Source organism: Paenibacillus sp. Lou8.1, from assembly GCF_024213565.1.
Taxonomy (GTDB): domain Bacteria; phylum Bacillota; class Bacilli; order Paenibacillales; family Paenibacillaceae; genus Paenibacillus; species Paenibacillus polymyxa_B.
In genome coordinates this window covers 154,106-180,589 of sequence record NZ_JANAVN010000001.1, presented here as the reverse complement: position 1 = coordinate 180,589, position 26,484 = coordinate 154,106, and the positions used below count along the sequence as shown (strand labels likewise).

The following is a 26,484-nucleotide window of genomic DNA, read 5'->3' as shown; positions in this document are numbered from 1 at the left end:
TTGGATGCTTGAATGAAGTCAGACTCTCCCCCAAGGCTACAAATACAAACACCCCCTCAAAATGGTAACATCCATTTCAAGGAGGTGCTTTTTCACGGCAGCTTTAATTAACGAATTTCACCGTTTGTGGAAATCAGCTTTTGATACCAATAGAAGCTTTGTTTACGAATACGACGCAGATCCTTGAGATCAAACTCCTCACGATCCACATAGATAAACCCGTAACGCTTGCTGGAGCCCTGATGGGTACTAACAAGATCAATTGCAGACCACGGACAGAAGCCGAATACTTCTACACCGTCTGTAATTGCCAGTTGAATCTGCTCGATTCAATTAGTCATTATTTGGGTATCGCCTGCTTATCAGTAACAATCCCGAAGGGCACTTCAACCCTCATTCAATTACTCTTACTATACCGCTTTCAATGCAGAATAACAACACAATCATGCCAAAAAACCGCCAAACACTCGCAATCCCTTGTGCTTAGCAGTTTTTAGGTTCATGCTTAACTCTCTTTCCCTCTGCAAAACACCTCTTTGGCAACCTGAATAGCTGAGGCTGCCCGGGGCCATCCTACATAAAAGGCAAGCTGTGTAATGACCTCAACCAGTTCTTCCTCCGAAATTCCGTTCTCCTTGGCCAGTTTCAGATGATAAGGAAGTTGATTTACATGCTCACACGCTACCAGAGCGGCAACGGTAATGAGACTCCGTTCCCTTAGAGATAGCTCACTTCTTCTCCATACATTTCCAAAAAGAACATCCTCCGTATAACCTACAAAAGCGGGAGCAAAATCACCGATGGTTTCCCGAATACTCGATCTGATCAATTTATGCTTCATACAATCATCTGGGCAAGTCCGTTGCCAAAGGACCAATCCTCTAATTCAGTCTCTACCAGTGTCACAAATAGATCCTCCGGTCTAACCTTACATTCAATAGATAAGAGTTCCGCTAACTTTTGGTAGAAACTCTTTTTTTGTTCCGTAGTTCTACCCGATCCCATTGTAATTTGGATGTACAGTAACTTGTCTGTTCTGGATACATTCAAATAATCGGGACTATAATAAAACTCGCTTTGCTTATGAGCATGAAAAACCTGAAAGTAATCTTTTTCCGGAACCTGAAAATGTTCGATCAAAGCATTCATGATACAGCGACTAATCCAAGGCAACTCTTGCTCTGTGTATTGCTGCTCCATGTAGCCAATTCGTACAAATGGCATGTTCATCTCTCCTATTCGCTGGGATAAGATGATTGTACTCCTCTTATTTTCATCTGTATAATTGAAAATAATCATAAATATATTCAATTTTACCGATGGAGATGAACATGCGTGGATCTGAAAGAATTAACTACATTTCGTACCATAATCGAAGAAGGAACGTTTTCAAAAGCTGCTGCCAAATTAAACTACGCTCAGTCTACAGTCACGAACCAAATCCAGAGGCTAGAGAAAGAGCTGGGATTTCAGCTTTTTAAAAGGGGTTGGGATGCAGAGTTAACGTCCCCAGGCAAACTATATGCCGAGGAGATAAACGGGCTTATTCAGCATTGGAATTTTGTGATGGACCAGGCGAAGTCTCTGAAAAAGGAGGAGATTGGCACGCTCCATATCGGTGTGATTGAAACGGTGGCGGCTACCGTACTGCCCTTGGTTCTGCAGCAGTTTCGAGAGCATAAACCGAATATTACGTGCCATTTTACAGTTGGAAACACGGATGCACTCGCAAATGCTTTGGTGGACGGTAAGCTGGATTTTGCAATCTCCGGGGAACCTCACTCGATTCCTTCCTTACACTTTGAACCCGTATATCACGAACACATCGCCTTTATTGTGTCCCGTAATCACCCTTTTGCGGTAAAAAGTGAGCTTTATCTCGAAGATCTGTACGAGTACCCGCTTATCGTCGGAGGTAAGAACTGCTTGTACCATATACGACTGGAGAAAGAGCTTTCCCGCTTTCCGTCGATGCCGTTTTTTTATACTGTCAGTCAAATCTCGTCGATCGCCACATTTGTAAAAACGATTCCATCAGTTGGAGTGGTTCTATCGTCAATGCCTTTGCCGGAGGAACTGGTTACCGTCCCCCTCCAGTTAACAGACCCGAATATTCCTATTGGACTGCTACAAAACAACCATCACCAGCAGTATATGTCTTCGGCCCGAAAGCTGTTTATACAGCTGGTTAAGGGGCTTTATAGGCTATAGCTCCAATGCAATAACTACTAATTAAGCTATATAGGCAAAGCCGACACCTTTGCATAAAGAAAGCCGCTAAACACTCAGAAAACCTGATGTTTAGCGGCTTTACTATTTTGATGGCCTAAAGAAATGTGGCCCTCTTTTAATTTTTATACTCTTGACATACCCGTTATTTCGCTTCGAGCGGTTTTTTCCACAGTCCCAGAATGAGCGCGGAAATCACGGAGCCGATCACGACTGCAAGCAAGAACAGCAAAGCATGATTGGCAAGAGCTGCTACAAAAATTCCGCCATGTGGAGCTGGAAGATTGATTTGCCAGAACTGCGTCAGACCACCAGCAATCGCTGAACCTACAATACAAGAGGTCAGGACACGCAGAGGATCGGCAGCTGCGAATGGAATGGCTCCTTCTGTAATGAAGGACAATCCAAGTACATAGTTCGTCAAGCCAGACTTGCGCTCTTGCTCAGTAAACTTATTTTTGAAGAACGTCGAAGCTAATGCGATCGCCAGCGGAGGTACCATACCAGCCGCCATAACAGCCGCCATCATGGCACCGTTCGTGTTACCGCTGGAAGTAAAGACACCGATCGAAAATGCGTAAGCTGCTTTGTTAAAAGGACCACCCATGTCGATCGACATCATTCCGCCCAGGATCAGACCCAAAATAACTGCATTACCTGTTCCCAAATTGTTCAGAACATTAACAAGCCACGTATTAATACCACCGAAAATTGGATCGAACAGGTAGAACATAATCGCGCCTGAAATTAGAAGTCCAAATACAGGGTATAACAAGATTGGTTTTAAACCATCCAGTGCTTTCGGCAGACCTGCAAAAGCTTTACGCAGGAAGATCACCACATAACCAGCCATGAAACCAGCTGCCAGACCGCCAAGGAAGCCTGCATTAGAGTTTACAGCCATCAGACCCCCAACCATACCTGGCATCAGTGCCGGGCGGTCTCCAATGCTCATCGCGATAAATCCGGCCAGTATCGGAATCAGGAAGTGGAACGCACCTGTTCCACCGCCAATTGTCTGCAACAGTTGGAACAATGCATTGTCTTCTCCTGCCACTTGTTCAATCAAGAAGGAAATTGCTAACAAAATCCCCCCGCCTACAACGAATGGCAGCATATGAGAAATACCGTTCATTAAATCCTTATAGATTTTACTGCCCACGCTGCTCTTCTCCGCTTTCGACTCTTCAGCGCTGCTTTTACCTTCACTACGATAAATTGGGGCATCGCCGTTCAGCGCTTTGCGGATCAGTTCCTCAGATTTACGGATACCGTCGCTTACCGGTCTTTGCAATACAGGTTTACCGTCAAATCTGGCCATTTCAACCTTTTTGTCAGCAGCAACGATTACACCTTTGGCACGGCGAATTTCATCCGCTGTCAGTACGTTTTGCGCACCTTCCGAGCCATTCGTTTCTACCCGGATGTTAACACCCATTTCTGTCGCTTTCTTAATGAGAGCGTCTTCAGCCATAAACGTATGCGCAATGCCTGTAGGGCAGGCAGTCACCGCAACCACAAACTCGTCTGAATTCGGGTTACCAACGATAACATCCGGCGTTTTCTGTGCTTTGGCAGCCTCTTTCTTAGCTTCTTTTGCTTTCTTGGCTGCTTCTTCTTCCGCCTGCTTGGTATCAAACAGCTCGGATACTTCATCCGGTGTTTGCGTATTCATCAGTTTGTCAATGAAATCGGTATCAATTAGAAGCCGGGAAAGAGCAGCTAGTGTGCGAAGATGCGTATTTGCTGCTCCCTCTGGAGCCGCAATCATAAAGAACACTTTTGCCGGCTCACCGTCCAACGATTCGAATTCTACGCCTTTACTGCTTTTGGCGAAAACGACAGTCGCTTCATTCACGGCTTTAGTCTTGGCATGCGGCATCGCAATGCCGCCGCCGATTCCAGTGCTAGACTCTGCTTCACGTTTGTAAATCATTTCTTTAAACAAGGCACGGTCATTAATACGTCCACTTGCTTCGAGACTAGCGATAAGCTCCTCAATCGCCTCGTCTTTTGTCGTCGCCTGCAGGTCCATGATCATCGTTTCTTTAATCATCAGGTCTGTTATTCTCATTTTTCACACTCTCCTAAGTTCGATCAGCGTGTCAATACACGCATAATAAGCTCATGATGCAGCCGGATTACCGTTTTGAAATCGTGACTTGCGGCCGTAATTGTTCAATCTTCTCTTTAGTAGCCAGATCATCGGAAAACGCAGTTGCGCTTCCGGATGCCACTCCTGCACGGAATGCTTCGATCGGATCGCCATGAAGAGCCAGCGTACCCACGAATCCAGCAATCATTGAATCACCTGCGCCTACAGAATTTTTCACCGTACCTGCTGGTACATTTGCGTGATACACTTCATCTGCCGTAATGAACAAAGCCCCTTCTCCTGCCATGGAAATCAGTACATTTTTTGCGCCTGCTTCCAGCAGCTTACGACCGTAAGTGACGATCTCCTCCTTTGAATGAATCGTTACGCCAAACAGCTCAGCCAGCTCGTGGTGATTCGGCTTGATGAGCAGCGGTTTATGAACCAGTGCCTTCATCAGCGCCTCACCTGTGGTGTCGATGACGAATTCAGCTCCAGTTTGCTGGCATACGCTAATCAGCCGATCGTAGAAATCTCCTCCAAGTGACGGCGGAATACTTCCCGACAAGACGACAATGTCATTTTTCTGGAGTCCCGCCAGCTTTTGCACCAACGCATCGGCCTCTTGCTCACGAATCGCAGGTCCCAAACCATTAATTTCCGTTTCATCGCCATGCTTGAGCTTAATGTTAATCCGTGTGTCATCTTCGATCATTACAAAATCAGTTTTAATGGATTCTTCCCGCAATGTATCGTCGATAAACCTGCCTGTGAACCCTCCGAGAAAACCAATCGCCGTGCTATCTGCTCCCAACTGGTTCAGTACACGTGATACATTAATTCCCTTACCACCTGGCAGTTTTAAATCACGTTTCATCCGGTTCAAATCACCAAGCTTCAAATCATCAACTTCCACGATATAATCAATGGAAGGGTTCAGCGTTACTGTATATATCATTGTTATCCCTCGATTATCTTAGTTTTCTGAGCGATGGATCGGCGTGACCGTTCTGGCATCGATTCAGTAATAAGTATAGCTTCCTTGAGCTCGAACAGTTTGGCGAAGGTTACTTCTCCAATTTTGCTGGAATCGGCTAACACATACGTTTTGCCAGACAGCTGGTGGGCACGCCGCTTGATCAGCGCCTCTTCGGGATCAGGAGTTGTATACCCCATTTCCATATCCACCCCGTTCGTTCCCAGAAAGCACTTGTCGAATCGAAAATTGTCCAAATTTTGTAGGGCAATACTCCCGATTACGGCTTTGGTATGAATTTTCATCATCCCTCCCAGTAGATAGCTTCTGATTCTTTTGCTTACCAGTGCTTCTACGTGGGATAGTCCATTCGTCACGACCGTCACGTCTTTAGCTTCAATGTAAGGAATCATCGCCATCGTTGTTGTTCCCGCATCCAGATAAATACATTCGCCATCCAAAATTTCTTTGGCTGCTATACGGGCCACTGCATTTTTTTCTTGAACGTTTTTGAATGTTTTTTCTTCCATGCCAGGTTCCTGACTTTTCTGATTCAGCAAGGTTGCCCCGCCATGAATCCGCTTGAGCAACTGACGGCTCTCAAGATCTATCAAATCACGCCGAATCGTTGACTCAGAAGCTCCCAACAGATCAGCCAATTCTTGCAACTTTACAACCCCACATTCTTGTAAGCGCCGTATTATTAACTTGTATCTTTCTTCCGTCAGCATCATCATTCCCCCAACTGTTCATATCGTACCACAAACTTGACAAAAAACAATCATTTTTCTTCAAAAAGATTCAAAAAAATTCATTCCGACTTCATTTTTTTACAAAATGGTGAATTCCTGCTCTAATCAGCATGATTGCGTTTACATTTCAAAGAAATTTCATCTGCTTTTATGTAAATTCATTCTTCTTACATAGGAATTCAGCAGTAAACGTTCAAAAACGTTCTAAAGCTTCCATCAGTACTATTTTACCATTATGCGCACAATTCGTCCCCACCTTCTCTACTGCTCAGAAAAAGGCTAAACACGAGGACTGCTCCCCTTTGTGTTTAGCCAATCGAGACGCTTAGCGTTCAGCCCTTAACGATTCCAATGACGAAACCGTCATACCCCTTGCTCCCCACGGTTTGGATAGCTGTAGCTGTAATTCTTGATTCCTCAGCTAGCATATCATAAAACTTTCTTACTCCCTGCACACGAGGGTCTGTGCTATAAGCTTGAACCACTTCTCCTTCACGGATAACATTATCACCGATAATAACGGTGCCAGGATGTGAGAAGCGAAGTGCCCAATCCAGATAAAATGGATTATTGGGTTTATCCGCATCGATAAAAATCAGATCAAAGGGGTCAACTCTCTCCTCTTTCATCTGTGCTAACTGCTCTAAAGCGTCTCCCTCCCGAAGTTCCACTATTCCATCCAACTGAGCCAACGATATATTCGACCGGGCAATTTTAGCATGGATCGGATTGGCTTCCAGCGTAACTATTTCTCCATCCTCCGGCAACGCCCTTCCCAACCAGATTGTACTGTAGCCTCCCAAAGTACCGATCTCCAGCACACGTCGCGCTCCCTGCATTTGAGCAAGGATATTTAATAGCTTTCCCTGATTGGGGGATACATCATGCGGAGGTAATCCCGCCTTTTGATTAGCAGCCAATACTTGTTCCAAGACAGCATCATGCGGAATGAGACACTCCGAGATATACTGGTCTACTTGATCCCACGTGTTCGTTTGATTCATTCGCTCCACTCTCCTTTGGATTAACTTACAATTTGATTGTAAATGAATTATTATTATAAAAATAATATATGTTTTTGCTCTATTCATAATCTACATATATGAATCTGTCGGAAAGGAAGTATGGTCTTGAACCTGCATGCATTACGCTTATTTCACGTGGTCGCCTCTACAGGGAGTGTGACACGTGCCTCTGAACTTTTAAATATTAGCCAACCTGCGATTACCGCCCAGATTAAAAAATTTGAAAAAGAAATATCTCTCACACTGCTCATGCCGCTAGGAAGAGGGATTGCCTTAACGGATGCTGGTGAAAAACTTGCTGTACTCGCCAGACGGCTCTTTGCTGTCGAACAGCAAATCGAACAATTTTCACAAGATTATCGTGGTGGAGCTCATGGTCATATCCGGCTAGCGGCTACTTATTTACCGGCTCATTTTCTCATTCCGGCCTGGATTGCAAAATTCAAACAACAATATGAACATGTTGAAATGACGATTAACACTACAAATTCCAACGATGCTTTGCAGCAGCTATTAAATATAGAAGTGGATTTGGCTATATACGGAGGACTGCCTGAGCAGTATCCCGATACGATTCAGACTGAAGAATTATTTCGTGATGAATTGTGGTTCGTGGTAGCTCCAGATCATCGGTATGCAAATCAACAGGTTTCTTTATTGGAAATGATGCATGAACCCTTTGTTATGCGTGAAAAGGGGAGCTCGACACGGGAGAGATTATTTTCCTTATGTCGAACCTACAATGCCCCCGCCCCCCAGGTCACCCTAAACTTCACAGGGCTGCATGAGGCGATTACCGCAGTTATTGCCGGATATGGTGCCAACTTTGTGTCCTCACTGGTCGTGCGTGAATATGTAGAACGTGGCGAACTGTGCCGGGTATACGTAGAAGACATCCAGCTTCTCAATTCAATCGCCATCTGTACCCGCAAAAACGAACCCCTATCTACCGCTACTCTAAATCTCATTCAACTCATACGTAACCATTCCTAATGAGCATTAGGCACCTGTGTACACTAGCGCTGTATTTTAAAATAACAAGAGCCATGACTGCGTGCAGTAACGACTACCATAAGCGACTGAGAGAATGCCTTGGTAAAATCACTATAAAAAAACCGCCAAACACAGGGTTTACCCTCGTCTTTTAGCGGTTTATTTCTCTTTGAACCCCGAATATTTAAATCTTGAAGTTCTCCACAAGCACCTGAAGCTTCTCGGCAAGTGATGAGAGAAGCGCTGCGGAGGATTCCACTTCTTGCATGGCAGCAAGCTGTTGCTCCGAAGAGGCTGACAGGGACTTTGCCCCTTCAGCCGTATGGTTAGAGACCATTACGGTATTCTGAATGGCTTCAACGAGCCCTTCAGAGATCAGCGCCAGATCCCGAACTGTGGCTGATATTTGCTCGCTTTGGGAAGACATATCGGAGATGGAGACCTCGATCTCGGAGAAGGAGCGTCCGGCTGATATGATCAACTCTTTGCCCTGCATCATTTCGTCCGTGGAACGCTTCATAGTTTCTCCTGCCTTGTCCATTTGGGCGATAATCAGACTGATTAGCTCGCTGATTTGTGTGGCAGAATTGGCAGAACGTTCGGCCAGCTTGCGGACAGAGCCAGCGACAACGGCAAAGCCCTGACCTTCTTCTCCGGCGCGCGCAGCTTCTATCGCTGCATTCAAAGACAACAAGTTGGTCTCCTCGGCGATGCTGGCGATGGTGCCGACAATGTTCTCAATCTCCTTGGAGTGGCTGCCAAGCGTATGAATAATGCTTGAGAGATCGCCGATGCTTTCGCTGACAACTCCCATTTGGGAGGTGGTGGAATCCATCGATTCCCGGCCAAGACGTGCTTTCTGGACATTATCCGCGGCCTTGTTCATTGCGATGTCTGCATTGCCGGCAATATCGCTGATGAAGCGTGACATATCCTGAACAGCTTTATAGCTTCCTTCCAGATTCTCCAGTTGGGTATGCGCCCCATCGGCCAACTCAATCGTAACATTCACGCTATGCTCTCCAGCACGGTTTGTTGCCTGTGCGCTGGCAGACAGCTCTTGAGACGAAGAAGCGACCAGCATAGAGGTGTCATTGACCTGAGTAATCAGGTTGCGCAGGTTCATTGTCATATCGTTGAAGTCGCGGGCCAGCGTCCCGATTTCATCCTTGCTTTTGAAAAGAAGCGGTTCATGAGTAAGGTCGCCTTTGGTAATGGTATTCACAGAGGCTGACAGCCTGGTAAGCGGACTTACCATATGGCGAATCAACAGGTAAACAACAAGGATAGCCACGATGAAAATGGAGCCGCCAATAATAAAGGGCTGAACAATAATATCCAACGTCCGTTCCTGAATTAACGAACCGTCAAAATTGATGGCCATCAGTGCAACAATGGGCTTGGTGGGATCATGGTCCTGATAAATGGGGCCGTATCCGGTTTTGAGCGAGGTTCCTTCATATGTATAAACCTTGGAATATGCTGAATGCTTCATGGTAGTTATCATTTTTTTGTCTTCGTCTGTGAAGTAGAAGGAATCGCCAGCTTGATAGCCTCTTTGCTTGAAGTTGGCATCGGCGGCCAGAATTTTTCCATCCAAGGAGATAATGAAAGCCTCTTTAAAAATAGGCTTATGTGCTACAATCCAGCCGATCCGGTCTTCAATGGCAGCAAGTTTGCTGTTATCTCCACTGACCAGAGCCGATATATCCGCAGGATCTATAAGGCCAGTCGTAATATTGGCGCAACCCACCAGCTCGATCCCAGCAGCTTCATCCACTTGATGATAAGCGGTACGATATCCGAAGTATCCAATGGAGGAGCCTACGAGAAGCAGTATGATGAGCATCATCCAGGTTAATTTTGTTGCCAGCTTCATTATTTGAACCACCAATCCTGACTCTAATAAATTTTTGTGACCATCCGTTTTCACTGCTACGATTATAGCCTATCAACACTTACTATAATATGGCATTCCAGTGTCGGAATATGTCGTTTTTTGTGAGAATAGTCACTGTTTTTTGTAAACGGGGGCGTTGCAGCGAACGGCCGTCATTAATGGCGCGGTGACGACTACCATAAGCGACTGAGGTGAGAGAGTGCCCCTATTAAATTACGACAAAAAAACTGCTAAACACAGAGGTTCATCCTCGTTTTTAGCAGTTTATTTTTCTATATATCATGTGTTTCATCGGTAACGTATTTTCAATTTTTATAGCTGTATTCAGCTTTATTTTTTGTCGGCTAATAAGAGATTAACTATCGTTTCCAATTGAAGTTCCAATGAATAAGGATCTTCCATTACAAACTCATCCTCTTTATCGCTGAATGAACCGTACATATAAACCTGTCCTTTTTTTACAGCCGGAAGTCCTTTCCATAGCTCACTATGCAGAATCTGATTAGCCCCTTCATCTTCTGAACCGTATACAAAGATGTGATCTCCCATATACTCGGGTAAAACCTCAAGTGAAATATTTTCAAATCCTTCTTTCATGTTCAATGCCTTCTTGGTAGGTGGTAGCTTTAGCGTCTGATAAATGGTCGGACTTCCGTAATTGCCGCCTTTCGCTGCCAAAACATATATCGATTTATTGGCGACTTGTACAATTGAAACCGTCTCTCCGTCCTTAACGATACCTTGAATTTTCGTTCTGGCCTCTGCAGCTTTCTTCTCGTATTCAGTAATCCACTGCTCGGCTTCTTTCTGCTTGCCAAAGATTTCACTGATTCTGCGGAATTTATCCAGCGGCCCCGCTGTAGATTCGCCCTCCCAATACGGCAAGAACACGGTCGTTCCTACCTTTTGGTAGCTGTCGATGTTCTTTTCGATTGAACCGATAATTAAATCCGGTTGCAGAACGGTCAGTTCCTCCAAATCCATAGGAAAATCACCGAGATCCTTGATTCCGGCCAACTTCTCTTTGGGATATCCCGATTGATCAATCCAAGCCTCATTCAGCATATAGCTTCTGACCCCCACCGGAATAATCCCCAGCTTCAAAAGATGCCCCATATACTGATCCGATGCCATTCGTTTCGGGTTTGCAGGTACTTCCACATCGCCTTTTAATGTCTTAACCGTTCTTGTCTGTGCTTGCACTGCCGCTTGTCCATCGCTGTTGGATGATGTCGCTGTATGATTAGCCTTCGTTTACGAGCTTCCATTTGTATTCGTCGGAGCCGAGCAAGCTCCCAGCATCAATGATAAACACAACATAATCATCATGGCCGTTATTTTGACTCTTCCGTGCATGAATAAAAGTGGCGTCCGTCTGCATTAGCAGTTCTGCTGCTCGATCTGCTCTTACTTGGCCCAAGTAATGAATCGGACTGGTATGCATTTTACTTTTGAACAACCTTTATAAATGTCCAGTACTGCATTGTAGCTCCTCCGCAATGGACTCAAGTGTCATAGGCCGACTAAAATGCTCACGCATATAGGCTACAGCCTGCGATACAAGGTCGGGCTTAAGAGGTTCGATGCTCTGCCCATACAACTGCTGCAACAACTCATATACAAATTTATGAAATAAGGCTTTAACATGCAGTTTGCCAAGTCCAGAAGCTTCACGCCATTCTTGCTCCAACAGCTTCACTTATCGTACAGGGGCAGCGGGTAATGAGGTGCAAAAGCATACTGATTCTGAAAAGGATTTTCCTTTTCCACCATGCAGTACATGGAAACGCTCTACCCTGTGAATACTTTTATCCAACCGTACCCGTGCGCTTCCACGCACAGCATACAAGAACGCACTAACAGGAAGTCGATAGGTTCGTAGCTCCTCCCCTTTTTCGATCTTCTTATGACGAACATCCATCACCTGTATAAAAACATGATTCCACAGCAAAATGTGATCGTTCAACTTCATTACTACTGCTCAGCCTCCATCCAAACCGTTCCTTCACTTCTTATTCCGCGCTATCAGAATTAAATTCATTATAATTGATAATCATTCTCACAAGCAATCGATTGTATCTAACTTCCTCTGAACAGTTCAAAACCATTGATTATGTATGTATATATCAAAATATATGTAAAAAAGCCCTGCAAAAGGGCTATCTTTCTTGCAATTCATTCTACTGTTGATTAGAGCTCACCTGTATGATTATGTTCCAAATCGTTTGCGGTACCCGCATTTTCGGCATAACTCTTCTACCGCTTCTCTCTTGGAGAAACCGAAGTACAGACGGTTGGCACGCTCCCCTTCCACAATGTCGGAAAAAGATTGTTCGTGCACGTTACCTAAATTAATGACACCTTCTCCATCCAGACAGCAAGGGACCACTGTTCCATCCACCAATACCGCCGCCTGGCTACGGAGTGCATGGCAAAAGCCTTTTCCGTCATCTTCCGGGGCACTGAGGCTCGGCCATTCAAATTCATGGTCTTGATTCAAATAAACATTTGGTGCGATTTTGACCCCACTGCCCGGTATCACCTTTTCCTCAATCCGATAGTCCAGTCCAAACTCTTGCTCCAGTCGTTCAAGCGTTTCCCGGTTGCGCTGACGCTGCACATTAGTCAGATTATCCTGAGTCAGGTTCCAGAGACGGAACGAAATAATGACATTGTGTTTTACTGCTTCTCTTACAAACGTGAAAATATTACCCAAATATCCTTCTCGATCCACGGAGCCTTCGTGCCCGTCAAAGCTGTGAAGAGAGAAGTTCATCTGACGCAGCGCTGGTTGCCCAAGCAGCTTATGTCCGGTCTTCGGCAGCAAGGTACCATTGGTGGTAATATTGACCTTCAATCCTTTCTCATGAGCACTTTCCAACAAAAGATCAATTTTCGGATGGAGCAACGGCTCTCCTTTTACATGCAAATAGATGTAATCCGTATGTGGTTTGACCTGATCAAGCACATTTCGAAAGACTTCCGGATCAATAAATTTTTTGACACGCTGTGTTTGAGGACAAAAGCTACATGCAAGATTGCAAATGCTCGTTATCTCAATGTATACCTTTTTAAAAGTTTTCAACATGATTTCCCCATTCTAACCTTCATCCTGAGCATCTTGTTTATGCTCACTAATCTTATGATTATAACGGGTTATCACCGACAGGTAAACTCTCCAGCCTCCCCTTGGTGTGGGCATCAAATGCTCGACACCTATGCCTATCCAAGATTTGATATTTTCTATTGACCCTAGGTCTGACCTAAGGTTTATAGTGGAGTTATTCAACTATCAGTAAGGAGTCCTGTCATTGAAAGAACACATTACGATCAGTCAGCTTGCTCAGCTCATGAATGTATCTGTACATCAACTGCGATATTTTGAAGAAAAGGGAATCCTGTATCCATCACATACAGAAGAAAATCAATATCGGATGTACGGGATTCATGAGATTTATCAGCTTTCGCATATTTTATTGTTACGCAAATTAAATGTCCCTGTCGGTCAGATTCAAGAATGTATGACTTCCTATGCTGCCGATGACTATAACCAGCTTTTAGAGCATTCGTTGCAGAAGGTACAAGCTGAAATAGCTAACTTGAAGATGCATGAACAGTTTATTCACAAAGTGCTAGAAGAACATGATAGCCTGACTCAGCGAAATGATGAATATCAGGTCAAACGATTAGGTCCCCGTCATTTAAAGCTATGGTTTGCATTGGAGAATGGTCAAGAGCTCACTGCCGGAAACTTATTTGAACACCACCCTGCCCCACCTCGATTATTTGAAAATGACCTGCATTACTTGTCTGATGCCGGACAGGTGAAGCTGTGTTATGAAACGGTGGATGTGGCTGACTATATTCTGGAAGAAGGCAACTATCTTTATAAGCATCTTTCCGTCATTGAAGAGCCTGAGATTGATTATGAAATTAAACAAATGGAACGATATGTAGCTCATCACCAATATAACTGCCAAAGCAAGATTGTCCTAGTAGAAAAATCTTATCTTTCGATGTTCGACAACAACAAGCTGCAATACGAAATTCAAGTTAAAGTAGAATAAATCTAGGAGGGCGTTACATGAGTGCAAAATCCTTTGACATTGTTGCATACCAGAAACAAGACCATGAAGCTGTTTGTAGTCTTTTAGTCGAATCGTTTAAAGCAAAATTCCAATCTCTTGTTACACTGGAGGATCAAGCTATACAGCAGTTGTTAATGCAGGTTTGGGTTCAAAATCCTTATTCTACATCTATGAAACAATTTGTAGCCAAAGAAAACGAAGAAGTTATCGGTGTTCTTTCTCTTAAATGGAAACCCTCCTCCTCTTCACTTCCTGAAACAACCCCCATTTCTTTGGCTCCGCTCATAAAACAGTTTGGTTGCTTTAATATATTTAAATTTTTGACAGGTATGCATGCGCTGGAGTATCCCCCCGCTGCAGATGAGTGTTACATTGATCATCTGGCAATTCGTTCAAGTCATCGTAACCAGGGAATAGGACGCCGTCTTCTAGCTTTCGCACAGCAATTTACGGTTGAATCTGGTTTTCATACATTGACGCTTCATGTAGCGCATAAGAACCAAGGGACTATCCGTTTGTATCACAAACTGGCGTTTGAAGTAGAACAATCCAAGTATAATGGGTTACCGCATTTTTGGTTCAAGGAGCCTGTATGGCATCTGATGAGTTGGAAAGGAACGAAATTGTAATCGAGGAGAGAGCACCATTGAAAAAAACATTCAAGCTTACTTTGGGTATTGCGGCAGCTCTGGCGGTTGCCTTAATACTCATTGTTCTATATCAAAATTCCTACAAGATGACAGAAGAAAAAATACAAATCACGACGCCTAAAGGGCTGTTAACAGGTACATTAGCTTTGCCTAAGAACTACTCGGAAAAGGTTGGATTGGTTGTTTTTGTCCATGGGGATGGTCCTATTAATGACACATATGATGATGGATACAAACCACTGTGGGAAAAGTTCGCCTCCAAGGGTTATGCCTCCCTGTCATTGAATAAGCCCGGTATTAATAGTGCCCCTGGCAATTGGCTGGATCAAAGCATGGAGGACCGCGCACAGGAGATCCGATATGCAATAGACTGGGCGAAAACCTTGCCGATGATTGATACGCAAAAAATCGGCCTATGGGGAGCCAGTCAAGCAGGATGGGTCATTCCGAAGATCGTTAAAGACGAACATGATATTGCATTCAGCATCCTTGTATCGCCTGCCGTGAACTGGATTTCCCAAGGACAATTTAATACCAGAAAAGAAATGGAGCAAGAAGGAGCTACTCCGCAAGAAATTCAAAAGACATTGAACTACGATCAAGAGATTCTACAGTTACTGAAAAAACATGCTTCTTATGAAGAATACCTAAGCATAGCCGATCCTGAGGATATGATCTCCAAAGAAAGATGGAGCTTTATAGGCAAAAATTTTCGGTCTGATTCCACCGAAGAATTAAGTCACTTCCATTCTCCTGTACTCTTGGTTCTGGCTGGCAAAGATATTAATGTTGATGTAAAGGATACCGAGCGAGTCTACCGCCAGAAAATACCCGCAGAGCTGCTGTCCGTTATTCATTTACCTGAAGGCGACCATTCCATGATGAATGAAAAAATCGCGCGTTCAAAATCTCTAACTTTTTTAACAGCCGTATTCGCCCCAAGAAAATTGGTGAATGACGAGTATCTCAAAATCCTTGCCGATTATGTCAATCAATGAAAACCCCATAACTGTTCTCGGTTAGACTGGGAATAGATCTATAAACAACAAAAAAACGGCATCTCTGCCGTTTTTTCTAAAGGATGGACTCTCAGGGACTCGAACCCTGGACCAATTGATTAAGAGTCAACTGCTCTACCAACTGAGCTAAGAGTCCATAATAAAAGTTTGGTGGAGCCTAGGGGGATCGAACCCCTGACCTCATCGCTGCCAGCGATGCGCTCTCCCAGCTGAGCTAAGGCCCCATCGTAAGTAAGTTAATCAACGTTTCAAGCGACTTCTATATCATATAAAATTTTTATTCCTGTGTCAATACTTTTATAAAAAAAATATAATCATCTTCCCACTTTGTCCCAAGAAAGATACAGTCAGCGATCAGTCGCTGGCTGTATCTTTAGATAATAGTGTTTTCAGTTCCTTCATAAACATATTGATGTCTTTAAACTGACGATAGACGGACGCAAAACGTACGTAGGCGACTTCATCCACTGGGTAAAGCTGTTCCATGACCAGCTCACCGATCTGCTGGCTATCCACTTCTGTGGCTGCTGTGTTGCGGATAGCATTCTCTACCTGGGATACGATCATATCCAGTTGCTCGACGGATACTGGGCGCTTCTCGCAGGCTCGAATGAGACCGCGCAGCATTTTATCACGACTAAACTCTTCACGGCTGCCGTCTTTTTTGATGACCATGAGCGGGGTTTCCTCCACCATTTCAAAGGTGGTAAAACGCCTGGCACACTGCTCACATTCACGGCGGCGACGGATGGACTTGTTATCATTCGCAGGTCGCGAATCCAACACTTTCGTGCCGTTGTAGGCACAATACGGACATTTCATAATCTCACCACTTTCTTTTTCCAATAAATTCCCGTAGATTTTTAGTAATAATTTTGTCAAAACAGATCATAATATGTTTACCATATCGCGAGGAGGTGAACAACAATGGCACAAGGAAACAATGGCAACTCCAACAATCTGGTAGTCAGCAGATCCTCCGGCGCTCTGGAGCAAATGAAATATGAAATCGCTCAAGAGCTGGGTATCAGCATTCCTCAAGATGGTTACCAAGGTAACATGACTTCCTATGAGAACGGTTCGATCGGGGGCTACATCACAAAACGCCTCGTAACGATCGCCGAACAACAATTGGCAGGTCAATACCAATAATCGCGGTAATAATGCAGAAATAACAAGATAAAGTGTATGGATGGGCTGCTAAAAACAGCCTGTCCTGCGCTTTTTTCATTTTAAAGCGAAAAGGCTCATCATGTCATTAACTTGTCATTTAAAAATCATTATAAATTTTCGTGTATTGCCTGTAGTAATAAATGACCCGCTGTACATAATGTCGTGTCTCACCAAAAGGGATTTGCTTAATGGACTCTTCTTTTCCATCCCACACTCCCTTATCCAGCCACTCTTGAACTTTACCCGGCCCTGCATTGTAAGCAGCTACGATTGCTACAGGATTATCCTGAAACTTTATGGATAGGTTATGCAAATACCAGGTTCCCAGCTCAATATTGGTGCCAGGCTCGTGCTTGACACTGTCCAGCGGAACCTTTTGAATCTGGGCGCTGTCCATAATCCAATTTGCCGTATTCGGCATAATCTGCATCAGGCCCAGTGCACCCTTATGCGACTGCTTGCTGGTTTTAAAATTGGTTTCTACACGGATAATAGACGCCACCAAAAATGGGTCCACTTCATACGTTTGTGAATACTGCCGAATCTCATCCTTATATTGAATTGGATAAAACCAGGACATCCAATTTGAATTAAGGAACAGGATCAGGACAAACCCGACAAACAAAGTGAGCAGGACTCTTTTCTTTCGCAAAATATTCATGCAAGTCCCTTCCGCTGCCAAAATTGATCAATTTGTCGCTTCGTCTCAGTCTGTGTTCCGCTATTATCGATAACGATATCGGCCAAGCTTTTCTTTTGTTCAATATCCATTTGTGCGGACAGCCTAAGTCCAGCTTGCTCCTCCGTCAGACCGTCTCTGAGCATCAGACGCTGGAGCTGAATATCACGTGGTACGTACACAACCATAATTTCCTCGTACAAGCTCTCCAGCCCGGACTCGTACAGTAACGGGATATCTGCCAAAACAAGCTTGTCCGGCTGTTCCCGTTCATATGCTTCCATGCGCATACGCATTTCCTCACGAATAGCAGGATGTGTAATATCGTTAAGTGCCTGCCGCTGGGCAGGGTCTCCGAATACAATCTCACCCAGTTTTTTGCGGTGCAGGGTTCCGTCATTGTTCACTATAGCTTGTCCAAAATGCTGTATGACCGCCGCCAGCACCGGATGCCCCGGAAGCATGACTTCCCGGGCAATGGCATCTGCGTCGATCAGCAGCGCACCTTTGGCGACCAAAAGAGCCGACACGGTGCTTTTTCCGGTAGCAATACCTCCGGTTAATCCGATATTCATGCTCTTTCACCTCATAACAGCTTCAATATGCCCATCATAATCAGTAATAATGCCGGCAATACACCCAGCGCCTTCATAAATCGAAATGCTGATAGAAAGAAGCCTGCCTTCATCCCTGCAATTAAAAATGTTCCACTGAATAACGTAATAGCCAGCGCAGTAGACAGTGGCTGAAAACCAAGCATAGCTGCCCCGAGTCCCGCTCCGAACGCATCGACCGATAATGCAATGCCCAGCCAAACCGCTTCGGTAGCAGATATACTGCCGGAACGGTCCATATCCGCAGCAGACGGACTTCGAAGAATCCGAATAACAAGTCCCCATTTGCGGAACTCCAGAGAAAATAGCGTTCGCTCCTGCTGCTCCACAGAAGCTTCTGCCGACAGATCTTTTCTTGAGCTAAGGAAAGACTCTGTATCAGCATCCTCTATACTCTTCTTCTCTCCAAGAACAGATCTGCTCACTGGATCAGTCTGTTCTGTAAGAAGCAGCCGCCGAGAGGCTTCCGCTGAATCCTCTGGCGAATCCTCTTTGCGGTGCAGAGCTTGAATCAAAGAGTAACAGCCGATACAGATCAGGATGACAGCGCCGAAAACGGTCGTATATACAGGAGACAGAACATGAGATAGTAATGCGCCCAATTGCATGGATATGCCGATCACCAAACCTGAACATATGGAGATGATAGCAATCGACAACAGTGGAATTTTCATTTTGCGCAGTCCATATGTAACACCGACTCCGAAACTGTCCAAACTTAGCGCAAATGCCAGTAACAGCAGGGCTCCCCAATGATTAGCCACTCCAATTCCCTCCCATTGCGAAGGCAGGGCCTTATAACAACCGAAACCCTCCGCAGTATTGGTACTTGGAACAATATATGAGAGGGATGGGCTTGGGGTGACTGTGCCTGTTTAGCGCAGAGGCTGGCAGACCGGACAATGATGTGTGCCACGTCCGGCTACGACAGATTTTTCGATCAATGTGCCACAGTTAACACAAGGCTTCGCGTTACGTCCATAGATTTGCAATTGATGCTGGAAGTCGCCCGTTTTCCCCTGTCCATTAACGAACGATTTAATGGACGAGCCTCCAACCTGAATCGACGCACCCAGCGTGGAGACAATAGCTTCATGCAAGACATGAAATTGGCTATCCGTTAGGCTTTTGGCTGGCTGTGCTGGATGAATCCCCGCCTTAAACAACGATTCATCTACATAAATATTCCCAATGCCCACCACATATGACTGGTTTAACAGCGCTGCCTTGATCGAAGTCGAACGAGTTCCAACAGCGACACGCAGCATTTCGGGTGTAAAGGCCTCGTCCATCGGTTCCAAACCGAGCTTGTTCAGCGGCTTTTCCAGCAAATCCTGTCCTGCCGGAAATAAGTGCATTGTGCCAAACTGGCGCACATCCTGATAACGCAGCTCCGTACCATCTTTAAAATGAAAGATGACATGGGTATGCTTTTCCACAGGATCATGTTGCGAATACAATCCATATCGCCCTTCCATTCGAAGATGGGAGACCAGCACCAGCCCGTCCAGCAAAATCCGCAGAAACTTCCCGCGTCTCTCAACCCCTGTAATCCGGTGATCGGCCAATTCCATCGCAAAAGCGTGGATATCATCGGGCCGTTGAATGATCCGCGGCAAATTAACGGTGACATGATCTATATGTTTATCAACGATAAGCTCGTTTAGCGTTCGTTTAATGGTTTCTACTTCCGGTAATTCCGGCATGATGTCTTCACCTCACCCTATATTATAACGGAAGCAGCGTCAAATTGGGACTATCTACTCATTGAAATATATTACTTGGCCTCATACCAATTGCTGCCATAGCTCACTTCGGCTTTGAGCGGCACAGCCAGCTTTAATGCGGCTTCCATGGTAGCCGGGACAAGCTCTTTCATCGTTTCCATTTCCTCAGGCGGAACCTCGAACACAAGCTCATCATGTACTTGGAGCAGCATTCTGCTGCGAAGTTTACGTTCACGTAAGACCTCATCCATCTGTACCATCGCCAACTTGATAATATCGGCTGCGGTACCTTGAATCGGCGTATTCATCGCTGTACGCTCAGCGAATGAACGCAGGTTGAAATTGCTGGCGTTAATCTCCGGTAAATAGCGTCTGCGTTCTAACAGCGTTTTTACGTAGCCGTCCCGCTTCGCATCCTTCACAATATCATCCATGTAACGGCGAACGCCTTGGAACACATCAAAATACTGGTCGATAAAACGAGCCGCTTCCTTCCGCGTAATATTCAAATTTTGTGACAGACCATAATCACTGATCCCATAGACAATCCCAAAGTTGACTGCCTTCGCAGAACGCCGCATATTGGAGTCCACATCTTCCGCTGCTACCCCAAACACATCGGATGCGGTCTTGGTATGGATGTCCATATCGTGGACAAAGGCCTCCTTCAAACGTTCATCATCCGAAATATCAGCCAGCACCCGCAGCTCGATCTGTGAGTAGTCTGCCGCCAAAATAGACCAGCCCGGTTCGGACGGAACAAATACTTTTCGGATTTTGCGACCCTCTTCAAGACGAATCGGAATGTTTTGCAAATTCGGAAATTGACTGCTCAAGCGTCCAGTTGCTGCAACCGTCTGTCGGAAATACGTATGCACCTTACCCGTTTTCTCCGAAATTTCTTTCAGCAAACCTTCGACATACGTCGATTGGAGTTTGGCAATGGTGCGGTACTGCAAAATATTTTGCACAATATCATGATAGGGGGCCAGCTTTTCCAATACCTCCGCATCGGTCGAGTACCCCGTTTTAGTCTTTTTAATGACAGGTAAACCCAGTTTATCAAACAAAATCTCACCCAACTGCTTGGGCGAATTCAGATTGAACTCTACTCCAGCAATGCTGTAGATTTCACCCACCAACGTTGCAATCTGGGCTTCAAATTCTTTCCCCAAAGCGCGCAGTTCTTCTACGTTCACCAAAATGCCCTGCTTCTCCATATCCGCCAAAATGCGGGACAACGGCATCTCCAGCTCATGAAACAGCTTGTGCATTTCCGTTTTTTCCAGCTCCGCCTGCTGTACAGGCACCAAAGCTTCAATCACCGCTGCCTTACGCGCCACATGATCGGACAGTACATCCACGTCAGGGACTTTATATTTAGCTCCTTTACCGAACACTTCTTCGTCTGGACGGATCGAAGACAAACCATATTTGGCTGCCAATCCGCTCAATGTCTGGTTTGCATCGGTCGGGTCCAGCAAGTATCCCGCCAGTTGCACATCAAACTCGGCACCTGCAAACTCAATTCCATGCCAGTGTAAAGCCAAATCCGTACGATGCAGATCATGACCACGTTTTTTGCGTTCAGGGTCAGCAAGCCATTCGCGAATAGATGAAGCTGCATCGCTTTGCAGTACATCCAGTGTCATAAAAAACTGCTGTCCCGTTGCGGCAAATATCAGACCTACGATGTCAGCATGATGCGGATTATCACCATGCGTCTCAACATGCAGTACATCTAGATGATCCAACACTTCTACCAATTCGCTAATCCGCTGCTCATCCAGCACTGTTACGTCAGCCGCGGCTTCCTCTACGTCTACCCCAGTACTGCCAACCTCACCTGAAAAGGATAAACGCTCCAGCAAGGACTTGAACTCTAGCTTCGCCAGAGCTGGCCCGGCCGTTTCTGCTTGCAGCCCGCCAAAGGCCACATCTTCCAGCTGCTTGTCCAACGTTACATCCCGATAAATGGTCGCCAAATCTTTGCTCATTCGCGCATCATCAGCATGTGTCTCTACGCGTTCTTTCATTTTGCCCTTCAGCTCATTCGTGTGCGCCAGCACCTCTTCCACTGAACCATATTGATGAAGCAGCTTGAGCGCTGTTTTTTCACCTACGCCTGGAATGCCTGGAATATTATCCGACGTATCACCCATTAGACCCTTAAGGTCAATAATTTGCAGCGGCTTCAGGCCATATCGTTCCTGAATTTGCTCAGGTCCATACGTCTCCACCTCAGTAACCCCTTTGCGGGTCAAGCCGACTGTGACATGATCTGAAGCCAATTGAAGCATATCCTTGTCCCCGGTCACGACCAGCACATTGAAACCGGCTTCGTCCGCTGTCTTGGAGAGGGTGCCTATAATATCGTCCGCCTCATAGCCATCCAGTTCAAACTGAGCAATGCCGAAAGCGGTCAATAGCTCTTTCAGCAACGGAAATTGCTGGGACAGCTCTGTCGGTGTTTTCTCCCGTCCACCTTTGTAATCCTCGTATCCTTTATGGCGAAACGTTATTTTACCGGCATCGAAGGCAACCAGAATATGTGTTGGTTTGTGCTCCTCCAAGAGCCGCAATAACATCGTCGTAAATCCGTACACCGCGTTCGTCTGCTGCCCGCTCGAATTCGTTAACGGTGGCATAGCAAAAAACGCCCGGTAAATGATACTGTTGCCATCTATAAGCATGAGTTTATCCATTTAGCACCTCGCAAGTTCATCAATGCATTCGTAACGTTCTTACGTTTTACGCATTCCTCTTCCTATCTTAACATACAAGACTCCTTTTTCAGAAAAAAACGGCTGCTTCCTAACCAAATTTGCCTTTTGCTCAAAGACAAGTCTGGGTCAGAAACAACCGCTATATACCTGAAAGCTCTACTGGTTCAAATCTGGTCTCTCCCCTGTCACGAGATATACAGTGCTTTCACCGATATTCGTAGCATGGTCACCAATTCGTTCAATGTATCGTCCTACAAGCAGTTGCAGCATGGCTTGTGAAGCCTCTGCCGGCTTTTCTACCATAAAGGCATACAGATCGCTGATCATGTGGCTATACATGGAATCTACTCGATCATCCTCTTTGGCCATTTTATAGGCCAGATCTGTATTTTCATCCAGATAGGATTTGATCGCATCATCTATCATTTCTTTAACAATGGAAGCCATGTGCGGAATATCCACCAGCGGCTTAATGATCTGCTGCCCTTCCAAGCGAAGTGTCACCTTGGCAATATCAAGCGCCAAATCGCCCATTCGTTCCAGATCACTGGAAATTTTAAATGCAACAATGATCCGGCGCAAATCCTTTGCTACCGGTTGCTGGGTAATAATGAGCTTGGAACCCATATCGAGAATATTCTCTTCCAGCGTATTAAGGGATGCATCATTTTTGACCACCTGCTGAGCCAATTCTGTATTTTTGGTCTGCAAACATTCAATGGCCTGATCGAGCGCCTTCGAAACGTGTGCACCCATTTCGCGCAGTACGGCTCTCAGTTCATCTAACCCTTCATCAAAACCTTTTCTACGTATCATTTCGAAGTCACCCCTTCTGGCATATTCATCTGGTAGGCTTTAGCCAAATCGCCCTGAAATATAATCTTCCGTACGTGAATCTTGCGGCGTGGAAAACATCGTCTGTGTATCCGCCGCTTCCACCACAACACCATTCAAAAAGAACGCAGTTCGACCGGACACACGCGCTGCCTGATGCATGTTATGCGTCACCATGACAATGGTATACGTGTCTCGCAATTCCTGAACCAGTTCTTCAATTTTCATCGTGGAGATCGGATCCAGCGCAGATGTCGCCTCGTCCATAAGCAAAATATCTGGCTGTACAGCAAGCGCCCGGGCAATACACAACCGTTGCTGTTGTCCACCGGATAAACTCAGAGCAGAACGCTTCAGAAAATCCTTGACCTCTTCCCAGAGTGCCGCCTGCCGCAGGCTTTGCTCAACCAATTCGTCCAACTTGTCCTTTTGCCGAATTCCATGAAGACGCGGGCCGTAGGCCACGTTATCATAAATGGATTTGGGAAATGGGTTAGGCTGTTGAAAAACCATTCCCACCTGCTTACGCAGAGTTTCTACTTCCATAGTATCGCCGTATATATCCTGACCTGCGATACTCACAGTGCCTTCAATACGCGTTCCCGGTATCATGTCATTCATCCGGTTCAGCGTACGCAGCAGGGTTGATTTGCCGCATCCGGACGGGCCGATGAAGGCAGTTACCGTTTTTTCAGGAATATCGAGGTTTATATGTTTCAGCGCGTGAAATTTCTCATAATATAAATTCAGCTTATCGATCCGGATTACGGAATCATTCATGGATTTATGATCTCCTTCGTGTTGCAGTTATGATCCTCAAGCATTGCACCTGATTTGCACAATATGAAGATTATATAAGCTGTGTGTAAATTTAGTGTGGTGGATTTGTTAACGGTATGTAAAATGATCAAGAACTTAACATGAGCTCTAGCTCATGCGCTATTTCGGCTGCATTCAAAGCCGCTTCCTCTGCGGAACGGGACATTTCACTGTTTTTGGCTTCAATTTCATTGACAGCCTGCAGTAGTTTGGCAAAAGTTTGTGTTCCGGCAGAAATATATTGAGAGCCTGTATGAATCTGCTGCATACTCGTATCCGTCAGTTCAGCGGTGTCACGCAGCATTTGCTCGATATGGGTGAGTAAGCCTGTAATCTGTGTGGAAAAGGCTTTCGTCTGGAGTGACATATTCCGCACCTCCTGAGACACAATCTGGAAGCCTCGTCCGTGTTCGCCAGCATGTGCCGCTTCAATGGACGCGTTGATCGCCAGCAGTCCGCTGTGATCTGCCAATGCACGAATGGAAGAGGCCATGCCCGCAATGTCATTCAGCGATTGGGTCAACGCCGTCATCTGCTCATGCTGACGCTTCATTTGCTCCGTGACTGCACGATAGGAGAGCAAAACATCCTCCAGTTCTACTTTGCCACGGCGGGATAATTCACTCATTGAGCGGGTTAGGCGCACACTGTCATCGGCCTCTTTAGCTGCATCCAGCACAGTGAGCTGAATACGCTGGACTCCGTCATAGCTATGCCGAATCACATCGCCCCGCTCTTCGTCCGCTTCTCTTTGCATTCGCTGCACGACGGACAGGATATCACGAATCGTAAGTACGCCGAGTAACCGTGTTCCTTCCTTTATCAACACACAATCGTAAAAACGCTGATCTTCGCGCAGCATCGCCAATTCCACAATGTCCGATGCCCGGCTTTTCAGATCCACAATTAATGTATCGGGGTCAGCAAATATGGCCGCAGGCTTGTCATAGAACAACGCCGCAGCAAATCTGCCCGTAAAATGGCGATTGTACGCATCTCTCATAATAATGCCCAATGGAAGATCATTTTTATCCACAACAATGACACAAGGAATATCCTCCTGTGTTTTCATAAGCGCTAACAGTTCTTTACAAGTCATATCCGTACCAATGATCGGAACCTTCCGGCATGGCACATAGGTAGTAATCGGCTTGTATGCTTCACGTTCAATCACGGCAGTGGAACTCGGCTGGGTCTTTGGTTCCGTTATCATCGTTCTGAAGTCCCCTTTTTTTAACTACTTGGAGTGACGGGAACATCATATCGGTCATTTGTTGATTCTAGCGTCTATTTTTGTTAATGAAATGTAAAATCACGAAATGGACACAAAAGTCGTCGGTCACTTCCCTGGATAAAGAAAAAACGCTCCTCATTTATAATAAATGAGAAGCGCTTCTTTTTTTATTTACAACCAGCTTGTACCCCACTCCACGGATCGAATCGATATGAACCGAGTCTGGATCCAGCTCCAGCTTTTTACGTAAGGAACTGACGTGCACATCCACGGTTCGTTGACCGCCAATGTAGTCAAAACCCCAGACAGCATTCATCAGATCATCCCGAGTCAATACCACACCCGGCTTGCGGGACAAATAAAGAAGTACCTCAAATTCCTTTGGTCTGAGGCTGATGGACTGACCTCCAAGAATGACTTCATATTTTTCAGGGTAAATTTCCAGCTCACCCAATTGAATTCTGGAGCTATCTTTCTGATCAGACAGCACTCCTTCATCCCCGCCGGAAGTTCTTCGCAGCACAGCCGTTACACGGGCCAACAGCTCAGAAACGCCAAAAGGCTTCGTGATGTAATCATCTGCACCCGACTTCAGCCCTTGGACAACCTCGGCCTCGCCGTTTTTGGCCGTTAAAATAATGATAGGCGTTGTCAGCCCCTGATGGCGAAGTCTGCTCAGAATGTCCAGTCCGTTCATTCCCGGCAGCATCAAATCCAGCAGGATCAAATCGTAGAACTCTCTGGAGGCTTTTTCAAACCCGGCACTGCCATGATCCTCCGTGTCCACCTCAAAACCTTCTTGTATCAAATTGTAGGATAGCAATCTGGCAAGCGTTGGTTCATCCTCAATAACCAGCAAGCGTTGTCCCATAAATAACTTCATCTCCTGTTTACCTGTTAAAGGTGCATTGGTCAAAATCCAGAAACCTTTTCCACACTCATGCGACACCC

Annotated in this window: 28 protein-coding genes, 2 tRNA genes and 1 pseudogene; 6 read left to right on the top strand and 25 right to left on the bottom strand. The window is 45.5% G+C overall.

The window, feature by feature from the left end:
- Window positions 1–107 precede the first annotated feature (107 nt).
- The 3 genes and pseudogenes from NLX78_RS00855 to NLX78_RS00845 form a co-directional block, all read right to left on the bottom strand.
- Window positions 108–329 (bottom strand): annotated as a pseudogene (locus tag NLX78_RS00855) (family 1 glycosylhydrolase); the annotation flags it as partial.
- A gap of 176 nt (window positions 330–505) precedes the next feature.
- Window positions 506–841: a carboxymuconolactone decarboxylase family protein gene (locus tag NLX78_RS00850; protein WP_254349389.1), complete on the bottom strand. Its 336-nt coding sequence runs from the start codon at window positions 839–841 to the stop codon at window positions 506–508.
- Window positions 838–1,224, bottom strand: coding sequence for a tautomerase family protein (locus NLX78_RS00845; RefSeq protein ID WP_235307990.1), 387 nt, complete (start codon window positions 1,222–1,224; stop codon window positions 838–840). The genes NLX78_RS00850 and NLX78_RS00845 overlap by 4 nt, the downstream gene beginning before the upstream one ends.
- 111 nt (window positions 1,225–1,335) lie before the next feature.
- Here NLX78_RS00845 and NLX78_RS00840 point away from each other — a divergent pair, with 111 nt between their 5' ends.
- Window positions 1,336–2,211 carry a LysR family transcriptional regulator gene (locus NLX78_RS00840; protein WP_061828656.1) on the top strand — a complete coding sequence of 292 codons (876 nt, stop codon included), beginning with the start codon at window positions 1,336–1,338 and terminating at the stop codon, window positions 2,209–2,211.
- Between the two features lie 163 nt (window positions 2,212–2,374).
- Here NLX78_RS00840 and NLX78_RS00835 read toward each other — a convergent pair whose 3' ends face one another.
- The 4 genes from NLX78_RS00835 to NLX78_RS00820 form a co-directional block, all read right to left on the bottom strand.
- On the bottom strand, window positions 2,375–4,303 hold the full coding sequence (locus tag NLX78_RS00835) for a PTS fructose transporter subunit IIABC (protein ID WP_061828658.1): 1,929 nt from the start codon (window positions 4,301–4,303) through the stop codon (window positions 2,375–2,377).
- A gap of 67 nt (window positions 4,304–4,370) precedes the next feature.
- Window positions 4,371–5,282, bottom strand: a complete 912-nt coding sequence (gene pfkB / locus NLX78_RS00830; RefSeq protein ID WP_254349388.1) for a 1-phosphofructokinase — start codon at window positions 5,280–5,282, stop codon at window positions 4,371–4,373.
- 2 nt (window positions 5,283–5,284) lie between these two features.
- Window positions 5,285–6,031 carry a DeoR/GlpR family DNA-binding transcription regulator gene (locus NLX78_RS00825; RefSeq protein ID WP_254349537.1) on the bottom strand — a complete coding sequence of 249 codons (747 nt, stop codon included), beginning with the start codon at window positions 6,029–6,031 and terminating at the stop codon, window positions 5,285–5,287.
- A 353-nt stretch (window positions 6,032–6,384) separates the two neighbouring features.
- Window positions 6,385–7,056, bottom strand: coding sequence for an O-methyltransferase (locus tag NLX78_RS00820; protein WP_250261836.1), 672 nt, complete (start codon window positions 7,054–7,056; stop codon window positions 6,385–6,387).
- 126 nt (window positions 7,057–7,182) lie between these two features.
- Between NLX78_RS00820 and NLX78_RS00815 the strand changes: the two genes are divergently transcribed.
- On the top strand, window positions 7,183–8,070 hold the full coding sequence (locus tag NLX78_RS00815; RefSeq protein WP_254349387.1) for a LysR family transcriptional regulator: 888 nt from the start codon (window positions 7,183–7,185) through the stop codon (window positions 8,068–8,070).
- Window positions 8,071–8,254: 184 nt separating this feature from the next.
- On the opposite strand, the gene NLX78_RS00810 is transcribed toward NLX78_RS00815, so the two are convergent.
- The 6 genes from NLX78_RS00810 to NLX78_RS00785 all read right to left on the bottom strand — a co-directional run bounded on the left by NLX78_RS00810 (window position 8,255) and on the right by NLX78_RS00785 (window position 13,058).
- Window positions 8,255–9,949 carry a methyl-accepting chemotaxis protein gene (locus NLX78_RS00810; RefSeq protein ID WP_254349386.1) on the bottom strand — a complete coding sequence of 565 codons (1,695 nt, stop codon included), beginning with the start codon at window positions 9,947–9,949 and terminating at the stop codon, window positions 8,255–8,257.
- A gap of 351 nt (window positions 9,950–10,300) precedes the next feature.
- On the bottom strand, window positions 10,301–11,173 hold the full coding sequence (locus NLX78_RS00805; RefSeq protein ID WP_254349385.1) for an ABC transporter substrate-binding protein: 873 nt from the start codon (window positions 11,171–11,173) through the stop codon (window positions 10,301–10,303).
- A gap of 40 nt (window positions 11,174–11,213) precedes the next feature.
- The gene (locus NLX78_RS00800) at window positions 11,214–11,429 is read right to left on the bottom strand and encodes a helix-turn-helix transcriptional regulator (protein ID WP_254349384.1); all 216 of its coding nucleotides are present in this window, start codon (window positions 11,427–11,429) and stop codon (window positions 11,214–11,216) included.
- Between the two features lie 3 nt (window positions 11,430–11,432).
- Window positions 11,433–11,669 (bottom strand): hypothetical protein, encoded by a 237-nt coding sequence (locus NLX78_RS00795; RefSeq protein WP_254349383.1) that lies wholly within the window; start codon window positions 11,667–11,669, stop codon window positions 11,433–11,435.
- Entirely contained in the window at window positions 11,670–11,942 is a 273-nt protein-coding gene (locus NLX78_RS00790; RefSeq protein WP_254349382.1) for a hypothetical protein, read from the bottom strand. It lies immediately after the preceding gene.
- 237 nt (window positions 11,943–12,179) lie between these two features.
- The gene (locus tag NLX78_RS00785) at window positions 12,180–13,058 is read right to left on the bottom strand and encodes a radical SAM/SPASM domain-containing protein (protein WP_061828666.1); all 879 of its coding nucleotides are present in this window, start codon (window positions 13,056–13,058) and stop codon (window positions 12,180–12,182) included.
- Between the two features lie 223 nt (window positions 13,059–13,281).
- Between NLX78_RS00785 and NLX78_RS00780 the strand changes: the two genes are divergently transcribed.
- From NLX78_RS00780 to NLX78_RS00770, 3 genes are read left to right on the top strand one after another with little or no spacing between them, the layout of a single operon-like run.
- On the top strand, window positions 13,282–14,037 hold the full coding sequence (locus NLX78_RS00780; RefSeq protein WP_165175957.1) for a helix-turn-helix domain-containing protein: 756 nt from the start codon (window positions 13,282–13,284) through the stop codon (window positions 14,035–14,037).
- Between the two features lie 17 nt (window positions 14,038–14,054).
- Complete coding sequence (locus tag NLX78_RS00775) at window positions 14,055–14,687, top strand: GNAT family N-acetyltransferase (RefSeq protein WP_254349381.1); 633 nt, start codon at window positions 14,055–14,057, stop codon at window positions 14,685–14,687.
- Between the two features lie 17 nt (window positions 14,688–14,704).
- On the top strand, window positions 14,705–15,706 hold the full coding sequence (locus NLX78_RS00770) for an alpha/beta hydrolase family protein (protein ID WP_254349380.1): 1,002 nt from the start codon (window positions 14,705–14,707) through the stop codon (window positions 15,704–15,706).
- A gap of 84 nt (window positions 15,707–15,790) precedes the next feature.
- Here NLX78_RS00770 and NLX78_RS00765 read toward each other — a convergent pair.
- From NLX78_RS00765 to nrdR, 3 genes are all read right to left on the bottom strand, one after another.
- Window positions 15,791–15,863: transfer RNA gene (locus NLX78_RS00765), tRNA-Lys, on the bottom strand.
- A gap of 12 nt (window positions 15,864–15,875) precedes the next feature.
- Window positions 15,876–15,951, bottom strand: a tRNA-Ala gene (locus NLX78_RS00760).
- 130 nt (window positions 15,952–16,081) lie between these two features.
- Window positions 16,082–16,549, bottom strand: coding sequence for a transcriptional regulator NrdR (gene nrdR, locus NLX78_RS00755; RefSeq protein ID WP_013309614.1), 468 nt, complete (start codon window positions 16,547–16,549; stop codon window positions 16,082–16,084).
- A 105-nt stretch (window positions 16,550–16,654) separates the two neighbouring features.
- On the opposite strand from nrdR, the gene NLX78_RS00750 reads away from it, so the two are divergent.
- Window positions 16,655–16,879: an alpha/beta-type small acid-soluble spore protein gene (locus NLX78_RS00750; protein WP_013309613.1), complete on the top strand. Its 225-nt coding sequence runs from the start codon at window positions 16,655–16,657 to the stop codon at window positions 16,877–16,879.
- Between the two features lie 118 nt (window positions 16,880–16,997).
- Here NLX78_RS00750 and NLX78_RS00745 read toward each other — a convergent pair whose 3' ends face one another.
- The 9 genes from NLX78_RS00745 to NLX78_RS00705 all read right to left on the bottom strand — a co-directional run bounded on the left by NLX78_RS00745 (window position 16,998) and on the right by NLX78_RS00705 (window position 26,404).
- A complete protein-coding gene (locus NLX78_RS00745; RefSeq protein ID WP_061828669.1) occupies window positions 16,998–17,561 on the bottom strand; it encodes a lytic transglycosylase domain-containing protein in 564 nt (187 codons plus the stop codon).
- Window positions 17,558–18,154 carry a dephospho-CoA kinase gene (gene coaE / locus NLX78_RS00740; protein WP_061828670.1) on the bottom strand — a complete coding sequence of 199 codons (597 nt, stop codon included), beginning with the start codon at window positions 18,152–18,154 and terminating at the stop codon, window positions 17,558–17,560. The genes NLX78_RS00745 and coaE overlap by 4 nt, the downstream gene beginning before the upstream one ends.
- Window positions 18,155–18,165: 11 nt before the next feature.
- Complete coding sequence (locus tag NLX78_RS00735; protein ID WP_254349379.1) at window positions 18,166–18,957, bottom strand: MntP/YtaF family protein; 792 nt, start codon at window positions 18,955–18,957, stop codon at window positions 18,166–18,168.
- Between the two features lie 111 nt (window positions 18,958–19,068).
- On the bottom strand, window positions 19,069–19,899 hold the full coding sequence (gene mutM / locus NLX78_RS00730) for a DNA-formamidopyrimidine glycosylase (RefSeq protein ID WP_061828672.1): 831 nt from the start codon (window positions 19,897–19,899) through the stop codon (window positions 19,069–19,071).
- A 71-nt stretch (window positions 19,900–19,970) separates the two neighbouring features.
- On the bottom strand, window positions 19,971–22,625 hold the full coding sequence (gene polA, locus NLX78_RS00725) for a DNA polymerase I (RefSeq protein WP_254349378.1): 2,655 nt from the start codon (window positions 22,623–22,625) through the stop codon (window positions 19,971–19,973).
- A 177-nt stretch (window positions 22,626–22,802) separates the two neighbouring features.
- Window positions 22,803–23,462: a phosphate signaling complex protein PhoU gene (gene phoU, locus NLX78_RS00720; protein ID WP_025721993.1), complete on the bottom strand. Its 660-nt coding sequence runs from the start codon at window positions 23,460–23,462 to the stop codon at window positions 22,803–22,805.
- Between the two features lie 39 nt (window positions 23,463–23,501).
- Complete coding sequence (gene pstB, locus NLX78_RS00715; protein WP_061828674.1) at window positions 23,502–24,260, bottom strand: phosphate ABC transporter ATP-binding protein PstB; 759 nt, start codon at window positions 24,258–24,260, stop codon at window positions 23,502–23,504.
- A 127-nt stretch (window positions 24,261–24,387) separates the two neighbouring features.
- On the bottom strand, window positions 24,388–25,512 hold the full coding sequence (locus NLX78_RS00710) for a methyl-accepting chemotaxis protein (RefSeq protein ID WP_254349377.1): 1,125 nt from the start codon (window positions 25,510–25,512) through the stop codon (window positions 24,388–24,390).
- Window positions 25,513–25,672: 160 nt separating this feature from the next.
- Window positions 25,673–26,404, bottom strand: a complete 732-nt coding sequence (locus NLX78_RS00705; RefSeq protein ID WP_254349376.1) for a response regulator transcription factor — start codon at window positions 26,402–26,404, stop codon at window positions 25,673–25,675.
- Window positions 26,405–26,484: the final 80 nt, after the last annotated feature.